Origin of the sequence: Dyella subtropica, from assembly GCF_026283965.1 — a bacterium.
GTDB classification, from domain to species: domain Bacteria; phylum Pseudomonadota; class Gammaproteobacteria; order Xanthomonadales; family Rhodanobacteraceae; genus Dyella_D; species Dyella_D subtropica.
The window spans coordinates 123,942-142,180 of the sequence record NZ_JAPDPD010000006.1; the positions used below are offsets into that span (position 1 = coordinate 123,942).

Below are 18,239 nucleotides of genomic sequence, written 5' to 3' on the forward strand. Positions count from 1 at the left end.
GCGACGCCTGTTCAGCTGTGCTTGGGTTGTTCGTACTTCCTCACGTTAGGATGTGAGCCGGGCAGGGAACTGCCCGGCTTTCTTTATGGCTGATACTCGGAGTGACCCATGCGCAAGACCCTGCTGCTGCTTGTTCCCATCACGCTGCTCGGCGCCTGCACCTGGGGCATCACCCTCGACGATGCGGCCAAGGACGTACGCACGGCCTGGAGTGGTGATGTCTCCTCCTGCCACGAACTGGGCAAGGTCACCGTATCGGTGATGAACCGCGTCGGCCCGGTCAACCGCAACGACATCAAAGTGCGCGACGAGCTGGAAGTGATGGCTCGCAACGAAGCCGCCAAGATGCACGCCGATACCATCAAGCCGCTGGCCGAACCCTCCGAAGGCTCGCAGCCCTGGGGCGCTTATCAGTGCGGCGCCCATCGCCCGGCACCGAGCCGTGCCCCGACGCCGGCGCCAGGCCAGTCGGGTGCGCCGGGCAACGCGGAGACTTTCCCGGTCAAAGGCAGCTAAGCGCCCAAGCTATCGGATGACGAAGAAGCGCCCCTTGAGGGCGCTTTCTTTTTGCGCGTAATCGGCCTATTCTTCACAAGTTGATTGTACATAAATGTACTAAATGCACGACCGCCATCCAGGCCCGAGCCCATGAGCAGCTTCCTTCCCACCGAACAGCGACTGGCGATCACCTGCCGGCGATACCCGGAATTTCCGCGCGAACCCGCCGTGCTGGTGCGTCTGGTCAAGCACATCCACAAGCGCGTGCATGACGGCGCCAACGCCATGCTCAAGCCCTGGGGTATCAACCACCCCGAGTACAACATCCTGATGATGCTGTACGGCACCGAGGGCTACACGCTCAACCCTTCGCAACTGGCCGACGCGGCCGGCGAGAAGTCGGCCAACATCACGCGGCTTACCAACGAGCTATGCGATAAGGGCCTGATCGAGCGCACCGCCAGCGACGAGGATCGCCGCAAGGTCACGCTCACGTTGACAGCGGAGGGGCTGGCGATGATCAAAGGGTTCCTGCCCGATGTCTGCACCCTGCTGGACCGGCAGGCCGGTGGCCTGCAACCGCGCGAAGCCGCGCAGCTGGAGCGGCTGCTGAAGAAATTTCTCGACCATCTCGATCAAGGTTGAGGCGCATGTCCACCGCGATGGAATCACCCCCGGCCGCTTCACCGCGCTGGCCTTGGCTGGCCGCTTTCATGGCGGAAGAGCGGGCCGCGTGGATCTTCGTCGCCAAGACGTTGCTAGCCATGTACATCACCTGTTGGCTGGCGATGCTGTTCCAGTTGGAACAGCCGGCCACGGCGATGATCACCGTGGCGATCGTGATGCATCCGCAAAGCGGCATGGTATTGGCCAAGAGCTTCTATCGTGCGCTGGGCACGCTGGCCGGCAGCCTGTTCGGACTGGCCCTGATGAGCGCGTTTCCGCAGCAGCGTGAGCTGTTCCTGCTGAGCCTTTCCCTGTGGGTGGCGCTGTGCGCTGGCGGCGCCACGCTCTACCGCAACTTTGCCGCGTATGGCTTCGTGCTGGCGGGCTATACGGCAGCCATCGTTACGTTGCCTGCGGTGAGCAATCCGTTGGCCGTGTTCGATTCCGCGGTGATGCGCGTGAGCGAAGTGTTGCTCGGCATCATAGTGTCGGGCGTCGTCAGCGACATGGTCTTGCCTGAGCGCCTGCGTGATTTGCTTCGTCGCAGTGCGCGCGAACACTTTGCGCACTTCATCGACTTTGCTCGCGGCAGCACCGGCGGAAGCATTCCGCGTCGTGACATGGAGCAGGCGCATATGCGCTTCGTGCGCGCGGCCGTCCAGCTGGAAGACCTGCGCGCATCGGTGATCTTCGAGGACCCGGAAGCACGCGCCCGCAGCAGTCGCATGCGCCTGCTCAACCAGCGCTACATGGCCGCTTCCACCAGCTTCCAGTCGGTGCATCATCTGATCAACCGCCTGCAGCGCAGCGGTCGCGACAACGTAGCGGCAGCACTGATCGCGCTCTACGCACCCATCGGCGAGGCGCTGTCGCCGGAGCCGGCCTTGCAGCAGATCCCTGGTGTGCTGGCCCCGCGCCTGCAGGCCTGCGAAGCGTCGCTGCCGACGTTGGTCGCACGCCTGCGCGAGGCGTTGCCAGAAACCGCCTGGCTCGAATTCGACACCGGCGCCGATCTGGTGCGCCGCTTCGCCAGCGAGATGCGCGAGTTCACCGCGCTCGAAGCTTCGCTGCGCGCGGGCCATCTCAGCGGCAGTGTGGAGGCGGTGCGCTTCAGTCGCGGCAACGACTATCTCGGCGCGGCCGTCAGCGTACTGCGCACCTTTCTCACCATGTCCGCGCTGAGCGTGTTCTGGCTGATCAGCGGCTGGCCGTTCGGCTCCAGCGCAATGCTGCTGGCGACCATCTTCAGCGGTTTGTTCGGCGCTTCGGCGCATCCGATCACCGCCATCGTCAACACCCTGGTCGGCTACGCCGCGGGCATGCTTGCGGGCTACGCGGTCACCTTCTGGCTGCTGCCGGGGGGTGATGGCTTCACCATGCTGATCATCGCCACGCTGCCTTTCCTGTTGATCGGTCCGTATCTCAGCACGCGCAACACACTGCCGGGTGTCGGTGCGGGGTACACGCTGGGCTATGTCTACATCCTGGCGTTGAAGAACCCGATGGTTTACGACCCCACGCACTTCCTCAACGATGCGATAGCGCAGGTGGTCGGCCTGGGGCTGACGGCGGTGGCCTTCGTGTTCGTACCGGCCGTCACCGGTTCCGGCTGGCAGCGTCGCCGTCAGCTGGTGCAGCTGCGCCGACAAGTGGTGCTCGCCGCCAGCGCGCCGCTGGAAGGTCTGCTGTACCGCTTCGAAAGCGTCAACCGCGATCTGTTTCAGCAGATCGTGACGCATACGCGGCCGAACAGTGACGAATCCCGCAGTCTGTTGGCGTGGGCGCTGTCGGTGCACGAATGCGGCCGCGCCGTGATCGAGCTACGCCAGGACATGGCGGACAGCGGCTTGCCCGCCGCCGTGGGCGAAGCCGTACAACACGCCGTGCAGACGATAGGGCGGCTGTACCAACAACCGAGCGCCGCGCATTGGCAGCAGGCAGATGCCGCGGTGGATCGCGCTATCGCCATGACGGCACACCACTTGGCGCAGGCTCGTTCCAACTGTCAGTCGGCGCTTACCCATCTGCACCTGTTGCGCAGCGCATTGCGCGACGACGAATCGGCCATGGCGCCGTACATCTCATCCGTCGCGGAGCCCATCCATGCCTCGTGAAATCGCCCTTGCCGACGCCCTCGTACCCGGCCTGCTGCTGGTCTTCGTTGGCTGCCTGTTGCTGCTGTGGCTGGTGGACACGATCGTCGGCCGCTTCGGTCTGTATCGCTTCGTGTGGCATCCGCCGCTGTTCCGTCTTGCCCTCTTCGTTTGCATGTTCGGCGCCGCCGGACTGTTGTTGTTCCACTGAGTCACGCTCATGAAAATCCCGTCCATACTTCGCTTTGCCATCACCGCCGTCGTTGTTGTCGTGGCCCTGTTGCTCGGCCACGCGCTATGGCGTCACTACATGTATTCGCCGTGGACCCGCGACGGTCGCGTGCGCGCTGAAGTGGTGCGCATTGCGCCGGACGTATCCGGTCTGGTCACCCGCGTCGCGGTCGTCGACAACCAGCTGGTGAAGAAGGGCGATCTGCTGTTCGCCATCGACCAGGAGCGCTTCAAGAACGCCGTGGCCCAGGCCGAGGCCAATCTCGCTGCGTCCGAGGCGAGCGCGCGCGCTGCCGGTGCGAATATCAACGCCGCCCTGGCCAGTGCCGCCGCGCGCAGGGCCGACTATGAAATGCTCGCCGAGCAGGCCCAGCGCCGCCAGAAACTGGGCGACGTGGTGTCGATGGAGGTGCGCACTGATGCGGTGTCTTCCGCCAACGCCGCGCGCGCCACCTGGCAACAGGCCCAGGCCGGCGGCAACCAGGCCAGCGCCTCGCGTCAGCAGGCGGAGGCCGCGGTGGAGCAGGCGCAGGTGGCACTGGATCGCGCCAAGCTCGACCTGGCTCGCACCGAAGTGCGCGCACCGGTGGATGGTTACATCACCAATCTCGACGTACGTGTGGGCGACTACGCGCCCACCGGCAACCCGCGCTTGGCCCTGATCGACAGCCACAGCTACTACATCTACGGCTACTTCGAAGAAACCAAGCTGCCGCATCTGCGCGTGGGCGATCCGGTGACCATCCGCCTAATGGCTGGCGGTGTGCATCTCAAGGGCCAGATCATCGGCGTGGCGCGTGGCATCACCGACCGCGACAACCCCACCGGAAGCGATCTGCTCGCCGACGTCAACCCCACATTCAATTGGGTGCGCCTGGCCCAGCGCGTGCCGGTGCGTATCGCCATCGATACGTCCGACCTGCCGGCCGACGTTGTGTTGGCCGCTGGCATGACCGCGTCCATCGAAGTGCAGCCGCGCGAGGACGGACGCAAGGCGTCGCCGTAAACCACGAGCGTTGACCGTTGGCAGGGGCGATCGCGCGACCGGTTACCATGACGGGCTATGAGTCGATCCCTGCCCACCCCCGGCAGCCTGGCGCGCCGCCTGCTGCCGTTCCGCCGTTTCCGCTCCATGCAAGCGGAGGCCTTGCCGGCATTCGCCGTGCCGGCCAGCGCCATCGAAGCGCTGCAAGATCCGGCGGCGTTTCGTCAGACCTTGCTGGCGCAGATCGCGCAGGCAAGGCGGCGCATCGTGATCGTTGCGCTGTATCTGCAGGATGACGACGCGGGGCGCGAAGTGCTCGATGCGCTGTATGCCGCGCGTGCGGCGCGGCCCGAGCTCAAGGTGGAGATCTACGTCGACTGGCATCGCGCGCGGCGCGGACTGATCGGCAAGGGGCACAGCCACGGCAACGCGGCGATGTATCGCGAATACGCCAGTCGCCTGGGCGACGGCGTGGCGATCCGTGGCGTGCCGGTGCAGACGCGCGAGCTGTTCGGTGTGCTGCACCTGAAGGGCTTTGTGATCGACGACACCGTGCTTTACAGCGGTGCCAGCCTCAACGACGTCTACCTGGCCAAGCACCATCGCTATCGGCTCGATCGCTATCACCTGATCCGCGACCGCGCGCTGGCCGACAGCATGGCGGGCTTCGTGGAAACCTATCTCCGCTGCAGCGATGCGGTATGCCGGCTCGACCAGTCCACCCTGCCGGCCACGCGTGACCTGCAGGGCGCGATTCATCGCCTGCGGCAGCGCTTGCAGCAGGCGCGCTACGAGGCGCCTCGCGTAACGCTCAAGGACGGCGAGGTGGCGGTGACGCCGCTGGTGGGTTTCGGGCGTTCGGACAATGCGCTCAACGACACTTTGTTGTCCCTGTTGCGCAGCGCGCGCGAGCGCGTGGTGATCTTTACGCCGTACTTCAACCTGCCGCGCCCGGTGCGCGCCGTGCTGGGCCAGCTGCTGCGGCGTGGTTGCCGCATCGACATCATGGTCGGCGACAAGACGGCCAACGATTTCTACCTTCCACCTGGCCAGCCGTTCACCCGCATCGGCCTGCTGCCCTATCTTTACGAGAGCAACCTGCGCCGCTTCGCGCGCACGCACCAGTCACATGTCGAGCGCGGCCAGCTCAACCTGTGGTTGTGGCGCCACGGCGACAACAGCTACCACCTCAAAGGACTGTTCGTGGACGAGGAAATCGCCGTGCTCACCGGCAACAACCTCAATCCGCGCGCCTGGGCGCTGGATCTGGAAAACGGCCTGCTGCTACGCGATCCCTCGCATCAGCTCGTCGCGCAGCATCAGGCGGAGTGGGACGCTCTGCGTCGGCATGCCACCCGCCTGAGCGACTATCACGCGCTGGAAAGTCCGCGCGCGTATCCGGCGGAAGTGCGCCGCCTGCTGCGCCGACTCAGCCGCGTGAGACTCGACCGTTTGTTGAACCGCCTGCTTTGAGCAGGCTCTCAGTGCAAGCGCAGCAAGTAGGCCAGGTAACCCGGTACTTCGCGCAGGCTTGAATAGAGATCGCGTGCGAACCAACGCCGCGGATAGGCACCGCCGGCATCCTCCACGCCGGCTTGCCGCAAAGCGAGCCTTGCGCGGGGCAAGTGGAAGTATTGCGACACAGCCACCGCGCGTCGTTGCCCGTGCGTTTCGAGCCATGCCTTCGCGTGCAGGGCCGAAGCGCGCGTGTTGTCGCCGAAAGGGTCAGCCACCACGTCGTCGGCCGGCACGCCATGGTCAATCAGCCAACGTTTCATCCCTGCCGCTTCATTGCGGCCATCGGCGGGATCGATGCCGCCACTGACCATGATCACGCCGCATCCGCCATGCCGATACAACGCGAGTGCGGCCTCCAGTCGCGCCTGCAGGCGTGGCATGGGCTGATTATCCAGAGCGACGGTATTGCCCAGCACCAAGGCAAGATCGGCGGGCGTGGGGCGCGTGAAAAGGCCGGCCAGTGTAATGCCCACGGCACAGACCATCCATAGACAACCCATCGCGGCGGCCAGCAGACCGATACGTTGGAACCAGTACGCCCACGATGTGAGCGATAGGGCGGCATGCGCATCCATGGCGTGGCGGAACTCGGTTAGTGAGAACTGCGCGAGCTTGCGCCACATTCATGGCCGCATCCAGGCAGGACCCTGACTGCGCTGTGGCGCGTGGTCAGGCCGGCTGCCGCAACGCGCCAAGCCGATCCAGGCGCATTCCCAGCCAGCGCGCCACATCCGGCCATTCCGCGGCGAGGATGCTGTAGCACACGGTGTCGCGCAGGGTGCCGTCGGGGCGGCGCTTATGGGCGCGCAGCACGCCGTCTTTGTGCGCACCAAGGCGCTCGATGGCGCGTTGCGAATCCTGGTTGCGGCCGTCGGTGTGGAATTCCACCGTGACGCAGCCGAGTGCTTCGAACGCATGCTTCAGCAGCAGGCGCTTGCAGGCCGTGTTGAGATGGCTCTTCTGCCAGCGCTTCGCGTACCAGGTGTAGCCGATGGCGAGGCGCGGAAGCTCGGGCACAAAATCGTAATAGCGCGTGGTGCCGACGATCTCGCCGGTGGACGTCTCGCGCACCGCGAAGGGCAGCATCAAGCCCTTGGCTTGGCCTTCCAGCGCGGCATCGATATAGGTGGCCACCTTGCCCGGTGCCGGGGCGCTGGTAAACCACAGGTTCCACAGCTCGCCATCGGCTGCGGCGGCTTCCAGGGCAGGGGCGTGCTCAGGGCGCAAGGGTTCGAGGGAGACGTAGTCGTCTTCCAGCCGGGTGGGGACAAGAATGGGCATGGGAATCCGGTGCGTGGCGCGTCAGGCGTCGAGATCGGGGATCAGCTTGCTTTCGAGCCTGGCGATGGCGTCTTTCAGCAGCAATTTGCGCTTTTTCATGCGGGTCAGCTGCAACTCGTCGCGGCCGATGGCCAAGGCCAGGTGTTCGATGGCCACATCCAGGTCGCGATGCTCGATGCGCAGCTCGGCTAGCAGATGGGCAATCTCGGCGGGATCCTGGACCTGCATGGGGGCGGCTGGCGATAAGTCGATGGGCGGGCCCCGAGTGTAGCGCCGCCAGACCCCAGCCGGTCAGGCCGTTACAATAGGGAGCCTTCCCGCGCCATTCATATCCATGTCCGCCCAACCCGCAGACGCCGCCCGCAAACACCAGTACGAAGCCAGCAAGCTGACCAAGCGCCTGCGTCATCAGGTGGGTCAGGCTATTGCCGACTTCAACATGATCGAGGACGGCGACAAGGTGATGGTGTGCCTGTCCGGCGGCAAGGACTCTTACACCCTGCTGGACATGCTGCTTTCGCTGCAGGTCAAGGCGCCAGTGCGCTTCGAGCTGATCGCGGTGAATCTGGACCAGAAGCAGCCGGGTTTTCCCGAGCACGTACTGCCGGAATACCTCACCGCGCGCGGTGTGCCGTTTCACATCATCGAGCAGGACACCTACAGCACCGTCACTCGGGTGATCCCTGAAGGCAAGACCATGTGCAGCCTGTGCTCGCGCCTGCGACGCGGCGCGCTGTATGAGTGGGCGGCAGCTAACGGTGTCACCAAGATCGCGCTGGGTCACCACCGGGAGGACATTCTCGGCACCTTTTTCCTCAACCTGTTCTATCAGGCGCAGTTGAAGGCGATGCCGCCCAAGCTGCGCTCGGACGATGGTCGCCACGTGGTGATCCGTCCATTGGCGTACTGCAAGGAAAGCGATATAGCCGTCTATGCCGAGCAGCAGCAATTCCCCATCATTCCCTGCAATCTCTGCGGCTCACAGGAGAATCTGCAGCGCAAGGCCGTCAAGCGCATGCTGGAGGATTGGGAAAAACAGCAGCCGGGCCGCAGCGAAAATATCTTCCGCGCGCTCGGATCTGTGGCACCCTCGCAGCTCGCCGACCGCAAATTGTTCGACTTCGCCACGCTCGGCGCGCGCGAAGTTACCGTTCGCACGGATGCGCACCAATGGCTCGCCGGCACGCCGGCCGAGTCGTGAAACCCCACCACGACCCCATATGTCACTAACCCCAGCGAGTAACGCCGTGTCTCACTTTGCATCCGTTGAAATGACCCCGGGCGATCCGATCCTGGGACTCACCGAGGCCTATCTGGCCGATACGCGTCCGGGCAAGGTCAACCTGGGCGTGGGCATTTATTACGACGAACAAGGCCGCATTCCGCTGCTGCGCGCCGTGCGCGAAGTGGAGCAGGCGCTGGCGCTGGAAGCGAAACCGCGCGGCTACCTGCCGATCGACGGCCTGCCGGCGTATACCCAGGCCACGCAGAAGCTGGTGTTCGGCCCCGAGTCGCCGCTGTTGGCCGCTGGCCGCGTGGCCACCTCGCAGACCATCGGCGGCAGTGGCGCGTTGCGCATCGGTGCGGACCTGCTGAAGAAAGTGCTGCCCAAAGCCAAGATCGCCATCAGCAATCCGAGCTGGGAAAACCATCGCGTGGTGTTCAGCGCCGCCGGTTTCGACGTCGTCGAATACGCCTACTACGACGCGGCCACGCATGGCCTGGATTTCGCCGGCATGCTTGCCGATCTCGGCAAACTGGAACCAGGCACCGTGGTGTTGCTGCACGCCTGCTGCCATAACCCGACCGGCGTGGACCTCACCGCCGAGCAGTGGAAGCAAGTGGTCGCGCTGGTGAAGGACCGCAACCTGCTGCCCTTCATCGACATGGCCTATCAGGGCTTCGATCAGGGTATCGATGCGGACGCCACCGCCGTACGCTTGTTTGCCGAGTCCGGCATCGAATCCTTCGTGGTCGCCAACTCGTACTCCAAGTCGTTCTCGCTGTATGGCGAGCGCGTGGGCGCGTTGTCCGTCGTCGGTGCCAACCGCGAGGAAGCGCTGCGCGTGCAATCGCTGGTCAAGCGCACCATCCGCTCCAACTACTCCAGCCCGTCCACGCACGGTGGTGCGCTGGTCGCTGGCGTGCTCAACAGCGTCGAGCTGCGTGCGGTGTGGGAGCAGGAGCTGACCGAGATGCGCGAGCGCATCCACGCGATGCGTGCGGGCATGGTGGAGAAGCTGGCCGCGAACGGTTCGCCGCAGTTCGGTTTCATCCAGAAGCAGGCAGGCATGTTCTCCTATTCGGGCTTGAGCAAGGAGCAGGTGGATAAGCTGCGCGAGGAGTATGCGATCTATGCCATCGGCACCGGCCGCATCTGTGTGGCTGCGTTAAATCGCGCCAACCTGGATACCGTGGTGTCGGCCGTCTCTGCGGTCAGTCGCTGACCCCTGTTTACTGCTTACTGGTCCGGCCGCCGCAAGGCGGCCCTCACCCTGCTTTCGGAACTTGAATGTTTTTTCGCAATTTGACGCTGTTCCGCTTCTCCCCCGCCGTAGCCGAAGACCTGAGCCGCCTCGATGAAGCCCTGGGCGAAAACCGCCTGCGGCCCTGCGGTCCGCTGGAAATGGGCACCAAGGGTTTCGTACCCCCGGTGGGCCGTGGCGAGGAAGCCGCGCTGACCCATGCCGTCAACGCCTGCACCCTGGTCACCGTGGGCAGCGAAGACAAGCTGCTGCCCGCCGCCGTGGTCAACGACGAGCTGTACCGCAAGGTGCAGAAGATCGCCGAGGAAGAAGGCCGCAAAGTCGGCGGCCGCGAACGCAAGCGCATCAAGGAAGACCTGCTCACCGAGCTGCTGCCGCGCGCTTTCGTGCGCAGTTCGCGCCTGTCCGCCTACGTCGACAAGAAACACGGCTGGCTGGTGCTGGACACCTCCAGCCGCAAGTCCGCCGAAAATGCCCTCACCCAGGTGCGCGAAGCCCTGGGCAGCTTCCCTGCGGTGCCGCTGGCGCCGGAAGAGGGCCCGCGCGTACTGATGACCGACTGGCTCGCCACCGGCAATCTGCCGGGCGGCTTGGCGTTGGGCGACGAGTGCGAACTGCGCGACCCCGCCACCGCCACCGGCGCCATTGCCCGCTGCCGCCGGCAGGAGCTGGACAGCGAAGAGGTCAAGGAACACCTGCGCAACGGCAAGCAGGTCTTCCAGCTCGGTCTCACCTTCGACGACCGCATGAGCTTCGTGCTGGGCGAAGACCTGATCGTCCGCAAACTCAAATTCCTCGACGTGGTGCTGGACGAGATGGGCGACAGCCACCAGGACGCCTCCGCCGAAATGGACGCCCGCTTCGCACTGCTCACCCTGGAGCTGGAGCGCCTGCTGGGCAAACTGGAAGAGTGGTTCGGCCTGCCACGCCCCGCCGACGCCTAGGCTCTTGCCCCTCCCGGGGCCAGGGTTGCAGCTTTTGCCCCTCCCCCTGCTTGCGACGCGAAGCTAGTCCCGTGGGCCAGGGGGCTGGGGGGATAAGCCCTTGCGACGACATAGCCGGCTTGCGGGACTTAACCCCGGCCTGACTTAGTAGCCTGAACGACATCTCGAATGCTTCGAGGTGTCCCCTCTCCAGGCCCGCCACTGTGAGGTCGCTGCCCCGCGCCCCGCGCTGCGCCTCACTTGTTCGCGCCGAAGCGAGTCTGCAGGCCGCTTCCGGCGAAATTCCCCCTCCGCTGAAGCCATAGACACGACCAACACGTCACAGGAGAGTCTTGCGAAGCCTGCATGCTCTCCCAACATAGGCCGGGGGAGAATGACCGCAGGACGCGCTGGCAAAGCAGGCGAGTCGAACAAGGCAGGACCATGGCGCAGCACCTCGAAGGCGATTGGCTGGAACTGGCGACAACAAGCGGCAGCACCATCCGTGTGCAGAAGTCCGCGCATCCGCGTGCGCGCCGCTTGCGTCTCACCGTCACGCCGAAAGGCGCGCGCGTGTCATATCCGCACGGCACGCATCCCGCGCAAGTCAGCGCCTTCTTGCGCAGCCATGTGGATTGGCTGGAGAAGAAGCTCGACGAACTCAACCTCATCAGCAAACCGCTGCCGCCGTTGCGCATGGGCTACGCCACGGAATTTCCGCTGCGCGGCGACACCGTGTTGCTGGATTGGGCCGAAGGCCCGTATCCCAAAGTGGAGCACTACGACGGCGGCATCACCTTGGTGATACCGCGTCCGCACACGCGCGCACTGCCTGTCGCGCGCGGACTGCTCGCGTCGCATTTCGAATCGCTGATGCGCCGCGATGTCTCGCGCTGGATGGCCGCCTATGTGCCTCAGCTTGGCCTCGCGCCCACCGCGCTCAGGATTCGCCCCATGAAAAGCCTGTGGGGCAGCCTCGACACGCGCGACCGCATCAACCTCGATCTCGCCCTCGCGTTAGCGCCGCCTGCGGCATTGCGCTACGTGCTTGCGCACGAGCTGTGTCATCTGCGCGTGCGCAGCCACTCGCCGCGATTCTGGGCGCATGTCGAAAGCATTTTTCCCGACTGGCGCGAACAGCGCGATTGGTTGCGGCAGAACGGTGCGATCTTGAAAGCGGAGCTGGATCGGCTGATCGCCGACGTCGCGGATTGACGCGCGCTCGTTGTTTTCGTCGCTACTTCCGATAGGTGGTTCAGGGTGGCAAAGCGAAAAGCAGTCATACTGCCCCGTGAATACCCTCCCCGATCCCTACGCCGAGCGCGTAGACCCCGCTGTCAGTTGCAGCAGTTGCGAGGCCGTCTGTTGCCGCCTCACCGTGGTACTGATGCCCGATGACAACGTTCCCGACTGGTTGATCGACCGCCACACCCATGGCCTGGAAACCCTGGCCAAAGGCGACGACGGCTGGTGCATCGGCGTAGACCGCAACACCTTGCGCTGCACGATCTACGACCAGCGCCCCGGCATCTGCCGCAAATTCGCCATGGGCAGCCCAGGCTGCCGGCATGAGCGTGAGCAATGGTTCGATCGGCCCGCTCCTGCGGATCATGACGCACATACGCACTCGGACAAGATGCCGCTGTTTTTCTCTCGTTGACGAAGTCAGCGCGACACGCATACTCACCCCTTCCATCCAAGGAGGATTCGATGCGTCTCGCACTGCTTACTGCACTTACCGCCCTGGCGTTGCCCGTTGCTGCGGGTGCTCAGGCGTCGCACGAAGCGACATCCTCAGCATCTAGCATGATCGCCACCGCTTTGAGCGACCCGGCCCGCCAAGCCGATGCCGCCAATGATGCACGTCGCAAGGCGGCTGACGTCATTGCCTTCTCCGAGATCAAACCCGGAAGCCGCGTGCTGGACCTGATTCCGGGCGGTGGATACTTCAGTCGCGCTTTCAGCGCTGTCGTGGGGCCCAAAGGCTACGTGTACGCCGTTTTTCCGGAAGCCTACGAGAAGGTGGAGCCGGGCTTCGCTGACAAGCTGCGCGAAGTCGCCAAGCAACCTCACTACGGAAATATCGAAGTGCTGCTGCAGCCTGCCAACCAGCTCACCGTGCCTGCACCTGTCGACCTGGTGTTCACCTCGCAGAACTATCACGACTACCCGGACAAGTTCATGGGCAACGTGGACCCGGCGGTGCTCAACAAGCAGGTGTTCGACGCGCTTCGCCCGGGCGGCCTGTTCGTGATCGTCGATCACGCCGCCGAAACCGGTTCCGGCATGCGGGATACCGACACGCTGCATCGCATCGATCCGGCGATCGTCAAAAAGCAGGTCGAAGCGGCCGGATTCGTGTTCGATGGCGAGTTGAACGTGCTGCGCAACCCGGCCGATACCCACACCAAGAAGGTCTTCGACAAATCCATCCGCGGCCAGACCGATCAATTCATCTATCGCTTCCGCAAGCCGGCGGCCTGACGGCGCTCACATAAAACAACGTTCGCATCGCCGTTGTAGGTGCCCACGCGAGGCGCACAATCAAGCAAAGCCCATGTTGTCCAAATCCCCGACGCTCGCGCGTCATAGTGTTGGCGGCGCACATGCCCGTCTAAACCCATGAAGGAGAAGGCGCATGCAATACATCTTGATGACTTACGTGAACGAAGGTGGCTGGACCAAGCTGACGCCTGCCGAGCAAGCGCAGGGCGTCGCGTCTTACCAGGCGTATTCCGATGCGCTGGTCGAGGCGAAGGTGATGGTCGGCGCCAATCGTCTGCAACACACCCCTTCGGCGACTACGGTCCGCGCGGTGAACGGCAAGGCGCAGGTGCTGGATGGCCCTTATGCGGATTCCAAGGAACAGCTGGCCGGCTATTTTCTGATCGATGTGCCCGACCTCGATGCGGCGATCTCGTGGGCGGCGCGCTGTCCGGCCACCCACCATGGCGTAGTCGAAGTGCGTCCCGTCTGGGAGAGGTGCGACCAGTCTGGGACATGACGACGTAGGGCCATGAGTCCGTGCGAGAAAGACGCGCAACAGACGGCGGACGCGGTAGCGCGACGCAGCTATGGCAAGCTCGTCGCCTACCTCGCCGTCCGCGCGCGCGATGTCGCGGCCGCCGAGGATGCGCTTTCGGAAGCGTTTGCCTCGGCGCTTGCCGCGTGGCCACGAAGTGGATGTCCGTCGAATCCGGAAGCGTGGTTGATGACGGTGGCGCGTCGGAAGCTTATCGATGTCGCACGGCATCAGCGCAGTGGCGAAGCGGTGACTACGCAATTGCAGATTCTGGCCGAGGAGCCGGAAGCGCCGCTCGATACGGCGATCCCCGATATGCGCCTGGCTTTGATGTTTGCCTGCGCGCATCCAGCGATTGAAGAAGGCATCCACGCACCCCTGATTCTGCAGGCGGTGCTCGGACTCGATGCCAAGGCCATTGCCTCGGCTTTCCTCACCTCTCCCGCGGCCATGGGCAAGCGTTTGGTCCGGGCCAAGGACAAGATCCGTCAGGCCGGCATACCTTTCTCCATCCCGGAGCGCGAAGAGCTGCCCGCGCGCCTTGCCAGTGTGCTTGACGCCATCTATGCCGCGTTCACCGAAGGTTGGAGCGATCCCGGAGGCATGGACGCAACGCGTCGGGACCTCAGCGAAGAAGTGCTGTTCCTCGCCAAACTGGTGGCCGAACTTTTGCCCGACGAAGCTGAAGCTCTCGGCCTGCTCGCACTCATGCTGCACGCCGAGGCGCGCCGTCGCGCCAGGCGTTCGACGTCCGGCGCTTACATACCGTTCGCCGAACAGGAGTTGACGCTATGGGACACGGCGATGATCGAAGAAGCCGAATCCCTGCTCCGGCATGCGAGTGCGTTGCACGCCATCGGTCGTTATCAACTGGAGGCCGCGCTGCAATCGGCGCACGTCCACCGCCGCCGCACGGGTCACGACAATTGGGCGGACGTAGTGCGGCTATACGATGCCTTGCTGACTCTCGCGCCGTCGCCCGTCGTAGCCGTCAATCGCGCGCTGGCCATGTCGGAACTGCACGGCGTGAAAGCCGGACTCGATGCGCTAGATGATGTCGCGACGGACACACGTCTCGCCGAATACCAACCTTACTGGGCGACGCGCGCTGAACTCCTGGCGAGGGGCGGCGCTTACGGCGAGGCGCGTCATGCCTATGAGATGGCAGTGGGTCTCGAGCGCGATCCCGCGGTCCGTCAGTTCTTGTTGCAACGCTGTGCGGTGCTGCCAGCCTGATCGAACGACAAGTCGTTCGATCCGCCTATGGCGGCACCTGATTAGCGTCGATTCTTAGCTGGCGCGGTTTTGCCCCTCCCCTAGCTTTGCGTCGCAAGCAATGGAGCTAACCGCACACGTAGCTGAGAGTCGATCCGCTGCGTGCATCAATCTCTGACAGTTGTCATAGCGACAGCCTCAGATTCCACACTTGGGTGCGCGGAGCGCATGCGGGACCATCAAGTGACACTTTAGGGGAGTGGATGATGGAAGAGAGCGACATGCATGCACGTCCGCGGGTCGATCCATGGACTATGGTGGGATTGGTGTTGCTGCTGTTGCCCTTGCTCACGATGGCGCATGAGCTGCTTGGACATGCACTCACCTGCGTCGCTTCCGGTCATCGGCCCAGTGAACTCGGTGCCTATTACATCGAATGCCCCTCTACGGAAGGGTGGGCTACTCGCATCGTGTCCATGGCGGGTACCGGCATGGATGTCTTGCTGGCGGTGTTGGCGTATCTCGCATGGCGAAGGGTGGAGCGGCCGCTACTGCGATTGATGCTCTGGATCGTGTTTGCTGTGACAGGCATGGTCGCGGCCGGCTACTGGATGTTCTCGGGCGTAACCAATCTCGGTGACTGGGGGCCGGACGTGGGTGGTGGTATCGGTCCGCTGCCCTGGCCGTGGCTATGGCGCGTTGGGTTGTTCGTCATCGGCCTGTACGCCTACAAGCGGGTGATACTCATCAGTATCCGCATGCTGATCGCGATGCTGGGCGGCGGCGATCAGGCCCGCCGCGTGCAGCGGCATATCGCCATGACGGTCTATGTGGTCGGAGGTGTGGGCGCGCTGGTGGTCAGCCTATTCAATCCGCATGGCATGGTGATCACCCTGACGTCGGCGATCGCCTCAACGTTCGGCGGCCTCGCCGGTATGTTCAATGTAGCGTATTTCCCGCGTTGCGATCTGCCAGTGCAGGACTTCTACATCGGCCGCCACAACGCTCTCGTTGCGGTTGGCGTGCTGGTAACGCTGGCGTTTGCGGCCATTCTTGGGCCGACCGTTTATTTGCATTGAGTGACTATTCGCACCTGACAGAGCTCGGCGGGCTGACGCCCGCCGAGCTCTGAATCCAAACGATACCACTAGGTTCTCGTATTGCCGTCAGGGCGTCAGGGATGCACTGATGCGTACGCCGCTGAACGGCGCTGTGGCGGATACGGCTATGTGGTAATAGTGCCCAACCTGCGGATTGGTGATCACCACGCTTTCACTATTGTCCGGGTTGATGGAACGGGCTTCGTATGAGGTGGTGGATGGCCATCCGGACGCACTGTTAATGATGTAGAGATCCGCGTTGCCCGTGCCACCACTGGTGGTGATGGTCAGATGGCCGGTGCCGGCCGGTATGAACACGTAGAAGTACTGCAGATCGCCAGCGCGCGGTGTATCCGCCACGCTGCGCGAGCAACCATCGTTGAGCGCGCGGGTGTCGCCAGCGGGGCATCCAGCGCTCGCGCCAGTGCCGCAGCTCGCCGTATCGCCGCTGTGTGCGGCGAGGCAAGTCAGCCAGGTACTCCAGTCGGCGTCATGCGTGTAACGGATCTGGCTGAGGTAGTTGGCATAGCCGCTGTAGTTGCCAGGGCGGAAATAGCCGAGGATGTTGCCGACCTCGTCCTGATGGTTTTCGAACATGTAACGGACCGACAGATAACCCCAGCGGTAAACGCGTTCCTGGCCGCTGTTGTAGTCGTTGGCAAAGATAGTGCTGAGCGGAAAGGTGCCGGCGCCTGCATCAGCGAAGGCTTCAGGGTAAGGCACGCCGCGATAGCTGTAAGACATGTATTCGGCCAGCCCTTCGATCCACCAGATCGTCGGAGCACTGGTCTCGGCGGTGAAGTCGCCATACATGTCGAAGCGGCCGTCGAGGTAGTGGATGAATTCGTGCGTAAGATTCCAGATCTCGAAGGTGGGACGGAGCCACTCAGCCTCGTAGGCGATAAAGCGCGCCTGATTGCCTGCAGCCGATGGATCGCCTTCCAGATAGATGCCGCCGTTATTCGTGCTGTTACCGAAAATTGCGCCCGAATAAGTCTGGTAATCCGAGCTGCTGTGGAAGACGACCAGCTCGAGCGTGGTGTTATTGTCATTGGCTACCGGCGCATCGCTGTTCTGCACACGCTGATGGAAAAAGCTCTTCTCGCCGATCACTTTGGCGCAGGTTTGCGAAACCTGGTCGGAAGTAAGCGCCTGCGCGCGCAAATGCAGGTCTGCGCTGCATTGATAGTCCACCGTCAATACCGCCTTGGCGAGCTGCGTTCTGAAATCGCAAATGCCGTAGTAGCTGCAATTGGCATGGTCGTAGTAATCGGCGATGTCTGCCGTGGCCACCCAGATCGACGCACCGGCGCCGGTCATGCCATAGGAGGTGAGAATGCTCTTTACCCTGGGCTGCACGCTGGGCGCCAGCGGTGCATATTGCAGGAAGCGGGTGAGCTCGCGAGCCGCATTGGCGAGTAGATATTCGTAACCCGTGCCGGCATCGGCGCCGTTGCGGGTAATAAAGTTCGACAGCGATGGCGTGATGAAGTCGTTGGCCTCCACCGCCGTGACGAACTCCGGTAGATAGTGGCCGCGGAACAGCACCGTGAATACGTTGTTGGTCGCCGCCGTCATATACCAATAGCTGTGATAGCTGTTGTTATAGGCATCCAGCAGGTCGCGCACGGTTGACAGCTGATAGGCGTTTTCGCCGGCGCTGTCGATCAAGGTCACGAACTCGGCCAGCACCTGCCCATGGCTGTCGTTCACATCGTGAAAGTGTGGGTTGGCGACGAATGCGTCGAGGGCGGGGCGGATGGCATTCTTCAATAACGAGCCATAGCTGCCCACATCGGCGGAATCGCCGTATTGCACGTAGTAGCCGGCGCGCAAGAACAAGATCAGCTGCAGGTCGCTGTTGGCGTTGCTGCCTGGGTAGCTGGGGGCGGCGACACGCAAGGCGTCGGCCACGGTGGTCATCTTGCTCTCGTTGAACATCTGGCCCGCGGTGGTTCCGGTGAGGTTGAACAGCGTGTTGATGCAGCTATTCACGTCAGAACCACGGATCAGAGAAACCAGCTGACTGCCACTGGCCGCGGCCATGCCTGGTACGTCACAGCTAGCCGCCGCAGCGGCTGCGCGCAAGCGGCTCGTTTCGTTTGGATATTTATACGGCTTATCGTAATCGGTTCGAAGATGCTCGCGCGAGCTCGGCTGCGGCGCACGCTCGGCAGGCGTTAGTGCGCGCTTTTGCTGGTGATTTATGGGTGTTACAGGA

19 protein-coding genes are annotated in these 18,239 nt (G+C 63.5%); 15 read left to right on the forward strand and 4 right to left on the reverse strand.

Features of this window, described 5'->3' with window-relative positions; genetic code table 11:
* The first annotated feature begins 108 nt into the window (after positions 1-108).
* From OUZ45_RS06885 to pssA, 6 genes are all read left to right on the forward strand, one after another.
* Positions 109-516, forward strand: coding sequence for a DUF4156 domain-containing protein (locus tag OUZ45_RS06885; protein ID WP_266169199.1), 408 nt, complete (start codon positions 109-111; stop codon positions 514-516).
* A gap of 132 nt (positions 517-648) precedes the next feature.
* The gene (locus OUZ45_RS06890) at positions 649-1,143 is read left to right on the forward strand and encodes a MarR family transcriptional regulator (protein WP_266169200.1); all 495 of its coding nucleotides are present in this window, start codon (positions 649-651) and stop codon (positions 1,141-1,143) included.
* A 5-nt stretch (positions 1,144-1,148) separates the two neighbouring features.
* Positions 1,149-3,278, forward strand: coding sequence for an FUSC family protein (locus OUZ45_RS06895; RefSeq protein ID WP_266169201.1), 2,130 nt, complete (start codon positions 1,149-1,151; stop codon positions 3,276-3,278).
* A complete protein-coding gene (locus OUZ45_RS06900; protein WP_266169202.1) occupies positions 3,268-3,468 on the forward strand; it encodes a DUF1656 domain-containing protein in 201 nt (66 codons plus the stop codon). The genes OUZ45_RS06895 and OUZ45_RS06900 overlap by 11 nt, the downstream gene beginning before the upstream one ends.
* A gap of 9 nt (positions 3,469-3,477) precedes the next feature.
* The gene (locus OUZ45_RS06905; protein ID WP_266169203.1) at positions 3,478-4,494 is read left to right on the forward strand and encodes an HlyD family secretion protein; all 1,017 of its coding nucleotides are present in this window, start codon (positions 3,478-3,480) and stop codon (positions 4,492-4,494) included.
* Positions 4,495-4,551: 57 nt separating this feature from the next.
* The gene (gene pssA / locus OUZ45_RS06910) at positions 4,552-5,946 is read left to right on the forward strand and encodes a CDP-diacylglycerol--serine O-phosphatidyltransferase (RefSeq protein WP_266169204.1); all 1,395 of its coding nucleotides are present in this window, start codon (positions 4,552-4,554) and stop codon (positions 5,944-5,946) included.
* 8 nt (positions 5,947-5,954) lie between these two features.
* Here pssA and OUZ45_RS06915 read toward each other — a convergent pair whose 3' ends face one another.
* From OUZ45_RS06915 to OUZ45_RS06925, 3 genes are read right to left on the reverse strand one after another with little or no spacing between them, the layout of a single operon-like run.
* On the reverse strand, positions 5,955-6,614 hold the full coding sequence (locus OUZ45_RS06915) for a YdcF family protein (RefSeq protein WP_266169205.1): 660 nt from the start codon (positions 6,612-6,614) through the stop codon (positions 5,955-5,957).
* A gap of 46 nt (positions 6,615-6,660) precedes the next feature.
* Positions 6,661-7,272: a GNAT family N-acetyltransferase gene (locus OUZ45_RS06920; RefSeq protein WP_266169206.1), complete on the reverse strand. Its 612-nt coding sequence runs from the start codon at positions 7,270-7,272 to the stop codon at positions 6,661-6,663.
* A 21-nt stretch (positions 7,273-7,293) separates the two neighbouring features.
* Complete coding sequence (locus OUZ45_RS06925; RefSeq protein ID WP_266169207.1) at positions 7,294-7,500, reverse strand: YdcH family protein; 207 nt, start codon at positions 7,498-7,500, stop codon at positions 7,294-7,296.
* A 106-nt stretch (positions 7,501-7,606) separates the two neighbouring features.
* Between OUZ45_RS06925 and ttcA the strand changes: the two genes are divergently transcribed.
* The 9 genes from ttcA (at position 7,607) to OUZ45_RS06970 (ending at position 15,997) form a co-directional block, all read left to right on the forward strand.
* Complete coding sequence (ttcA, locus tag OUZ45_RS06930) at positions 7,607-8,473, forward strand: tRNA 2-thiocytidine(32) synthetase TtcA (RefSeq protein WP_266169208.1); 867 nt, start codon at positions 7,607-7,609, stop codon at positions 8,471-8,473.
* 46 nt (positions 8,474-8,519) lie between these two features.
* Entirely contained in the window at positions 8,520-9,719 is a 1,200-nt protein-coding gene (locus tag OUZ45_RS06935; RefSeq protein WP_266169209.1) for an amino acid aminotransferase, read from the forward strand.
* Positions 9,720-9,784: 65 nt separating this feature from the next.
* Positions 9,785-10,702: a recombination-associated protein RdgC gene (locus OUZ45_RS06940; RefSeq protein WP_266169210.1), complete on the forward strand. Its 918-nt coding sequence runs from the start codon at positions 9,785-9,787 to the stop codon at positions 10,700-10,702.
* Between the two features lie 423 nt (positions 10,703-11,125).
* Entirely contained in the window at positions 11,126-11,896 is a 771-nt protein-coding gene (locus tag OUZ45_RS06945; RefSeq protein WP_266169211.1) for a M48 family metallopeptidase, read from the forward strand.
* 76 nt (positions 11,897-11,972) lie between these two features.
* Positions 11,973-12,341, forward strand: a complete 369-nt coding sequence (locus OUZ45_RS06950) for a YkgJ family cysteine cluster protein (protein WP_266169212.1) — start codon at positions 11,973-11,975, stop codon at positions 12,339-12,341.
* A gap of 50 nt (positions 12,342-12,391) precedes the next feature.
* Entirely contained in the window at positions 12,392-13,165 is a 774-nt protein-coding gene (locus OUZ45_RS06955; protein ID WP_266169213.1) for a class I SAM-dependent methyltransferase, read from the forward strand.
* A gap of 154 nt (positions 13,166-13,319) precedes the next feature.
* The gene (locus OUZ45_RS06960; protein ID WP_266169214.1) at positions 13,320-13,685 is read left to right on the forward strand and encodes a YciI family protein; all 366 of its coding nucleotides are present in this window, start codon (positions 13,320-13,322) and stop codon (positions 13,683-13,685) included.
* 12 nt (positions 13,686-13,697) lie between these two features.
* Positions 13,698-14,939 (forward strand): RNA polymerase sigma factor, encoded by a 1,242-nt coding sequence (locus tag OUZ45_RS06965; protein WP_266169215.1) that lies wholly within the window; start codon positions 13,698-13,700, stop codon positions 14,937-14,939.
* Between the two features lie 260 nt (positions 14,940-15,199).
* Positions 15,200-15,997 carry a hypothetical protein gene (locus OUZ45_RS06970; RefSeq protein ID WP_266169216.1) on the forward strand — a complete coding sequence of 266 codons (798 nt, stop codon included), beginning with the start codon at positions 15,200-15,202 and terminating at the stop codon, positions 15,995-15,997.
* An 87-nt stretch (positions 15,998-16,084) separates the two neighbouring features.
* On the opposite strand, the gene OUZ45_RS06975 is transcribed toward OUZ45_RS06970, so the two are convergent.
* Positions 16,085-18,064 carry a M9 family metallopeptidase gene (locus OUZ45_RS06975; RefSeq protein WP_425601672.1) on the reverse strand — a complete coding sequence of 660 codons (1,980 nt, stop codon included), beginning with the start codon at positions 18,062-18,064 and terminating at the stop codon, positions 16,085-16,087.
* Between the last annotated feature and the right edge of the window lie 175 nt (positions 18,065-18,239).

Bases quoted from the DNA above. Each gene is read 5' to 3' on its own strand.
- OUZ45_RS06970 (WP_266169216.1), top strand. From the start codon at position 15,200: ATGCATGCACGTCCGCGGGTCGATCCATGGACTATGGTGGGATTGGTG.
- OUZ45_RS06885 (WP_266169199.1), top strand. From the start codon at position 109: ATGCGCAAGACCCTGCTGCTGCTTGTTCCCATCACGCTGCTCGGCGCC.
- OUZ45_RS06890 (WP_266169200.1), top strand. From the start codon at position 649: ATGAGCAGCTTCCTTCCCACCGAACAGCGACTGGCGATCACCTGCCGG.
- pssA (WP_266169204.1), top strand. From the start codon at position 4,552: ATGAGTCGATCCCTGCCCACCCCCGGCAGCCTGGCGCGCCGCCTGCTG.
- OUZ45_RS06965 (WP_266169215.1), top strand. From the start codon at position 13,698: ATGAGTCCGTGCGAGAAAGACGCGCAACAGACGGCGGACGCGGTAGCG.
- OUZ45_RS06920 (WP_266169206.1), bottom strand. From the start codon at position 7,272: ATGCCCATTCTTGTCCCCACCCGGCTGGAAGACGACTACGTCTCCCTC.
- OUZ45_RS06915 (WP_266169205.1), bottom strand. From the start codon at position 6,614: ATGTGGCGCAAGCTCGCGCAGTTCTCACTAACCGAGTTCCGCCACGCC.
- OUZ45_RS06955 (WP_266169213.1), top strand. From the start codon at position 12,392: ATGCGTCTCGCACTGCTTACTGCACTTACCGCCCTGGCGTTGCCCGTT.
- OUZ45_RS06905 (WP_266169203.1), top strand. From the start codon at position 3,478: ATGAAAATCCCGTCCATACTTCGCTTTGCCATCACCGCCGTCGTTGTT.
- ttcA (WP_266169208.1), top strand. From the start codon at position 7,607: ATGTCCGCCCAACCCGCAGACGCCGCCCGCAAACACCAGTACGAAGCC.
- OUZ45_RS06925 (WP_266169207.1), bottom strand. From the start codon at position 7,500: ATGCAGGTCCAGGATCCCGCCGAGATTGCCCATCTGCTAGCCGAGCTG.
- OUZ45_RS06895 (WP_266169201.1), top strand. From the start codon at position 1,149: ATGTCCACCGCGATGGAATCACCCCCGGCCGCTTCACCGCGCTGGCCT.
- OUZ45_RS06975 (WP_425601672.1), bottom strand. From the start codon at position 18,064: ATGGCCGCGGCCAGTGGCAGTCAGCTGGTTTCTCTGATCCGTGGTTCT.
- OUZ45_RS06900 (WP_266169202.1), top strand. From the start codon at position 3,268: ATGCCTCGTGAAATCGCCCTTGCCGACGCCCTCGTACCCGGCCTGCTG.
- OUZ45_RS06945 (WP_266169211.1), top strand. From the start codon at position 11,126: ATGGCGCAGCACCTCGAAGGCGATTGGCTGGAACTGGCGACAACAAGC.
- OUZ45_RS06940 (WP_266169210.1), top strand. From the start codon at position 9,785: ATGTTTTTTCGCAATTTGACGCTGTTCCGCTTCTCCCCCGCCGTAGCC.
- OUZ45_RS06960 (WP_266169214.1), top strand. From the start codon at position 13,320: ATGCAATACATCTTGATGACTTACGTGAACGAAGGTGGCTGGACCAAG.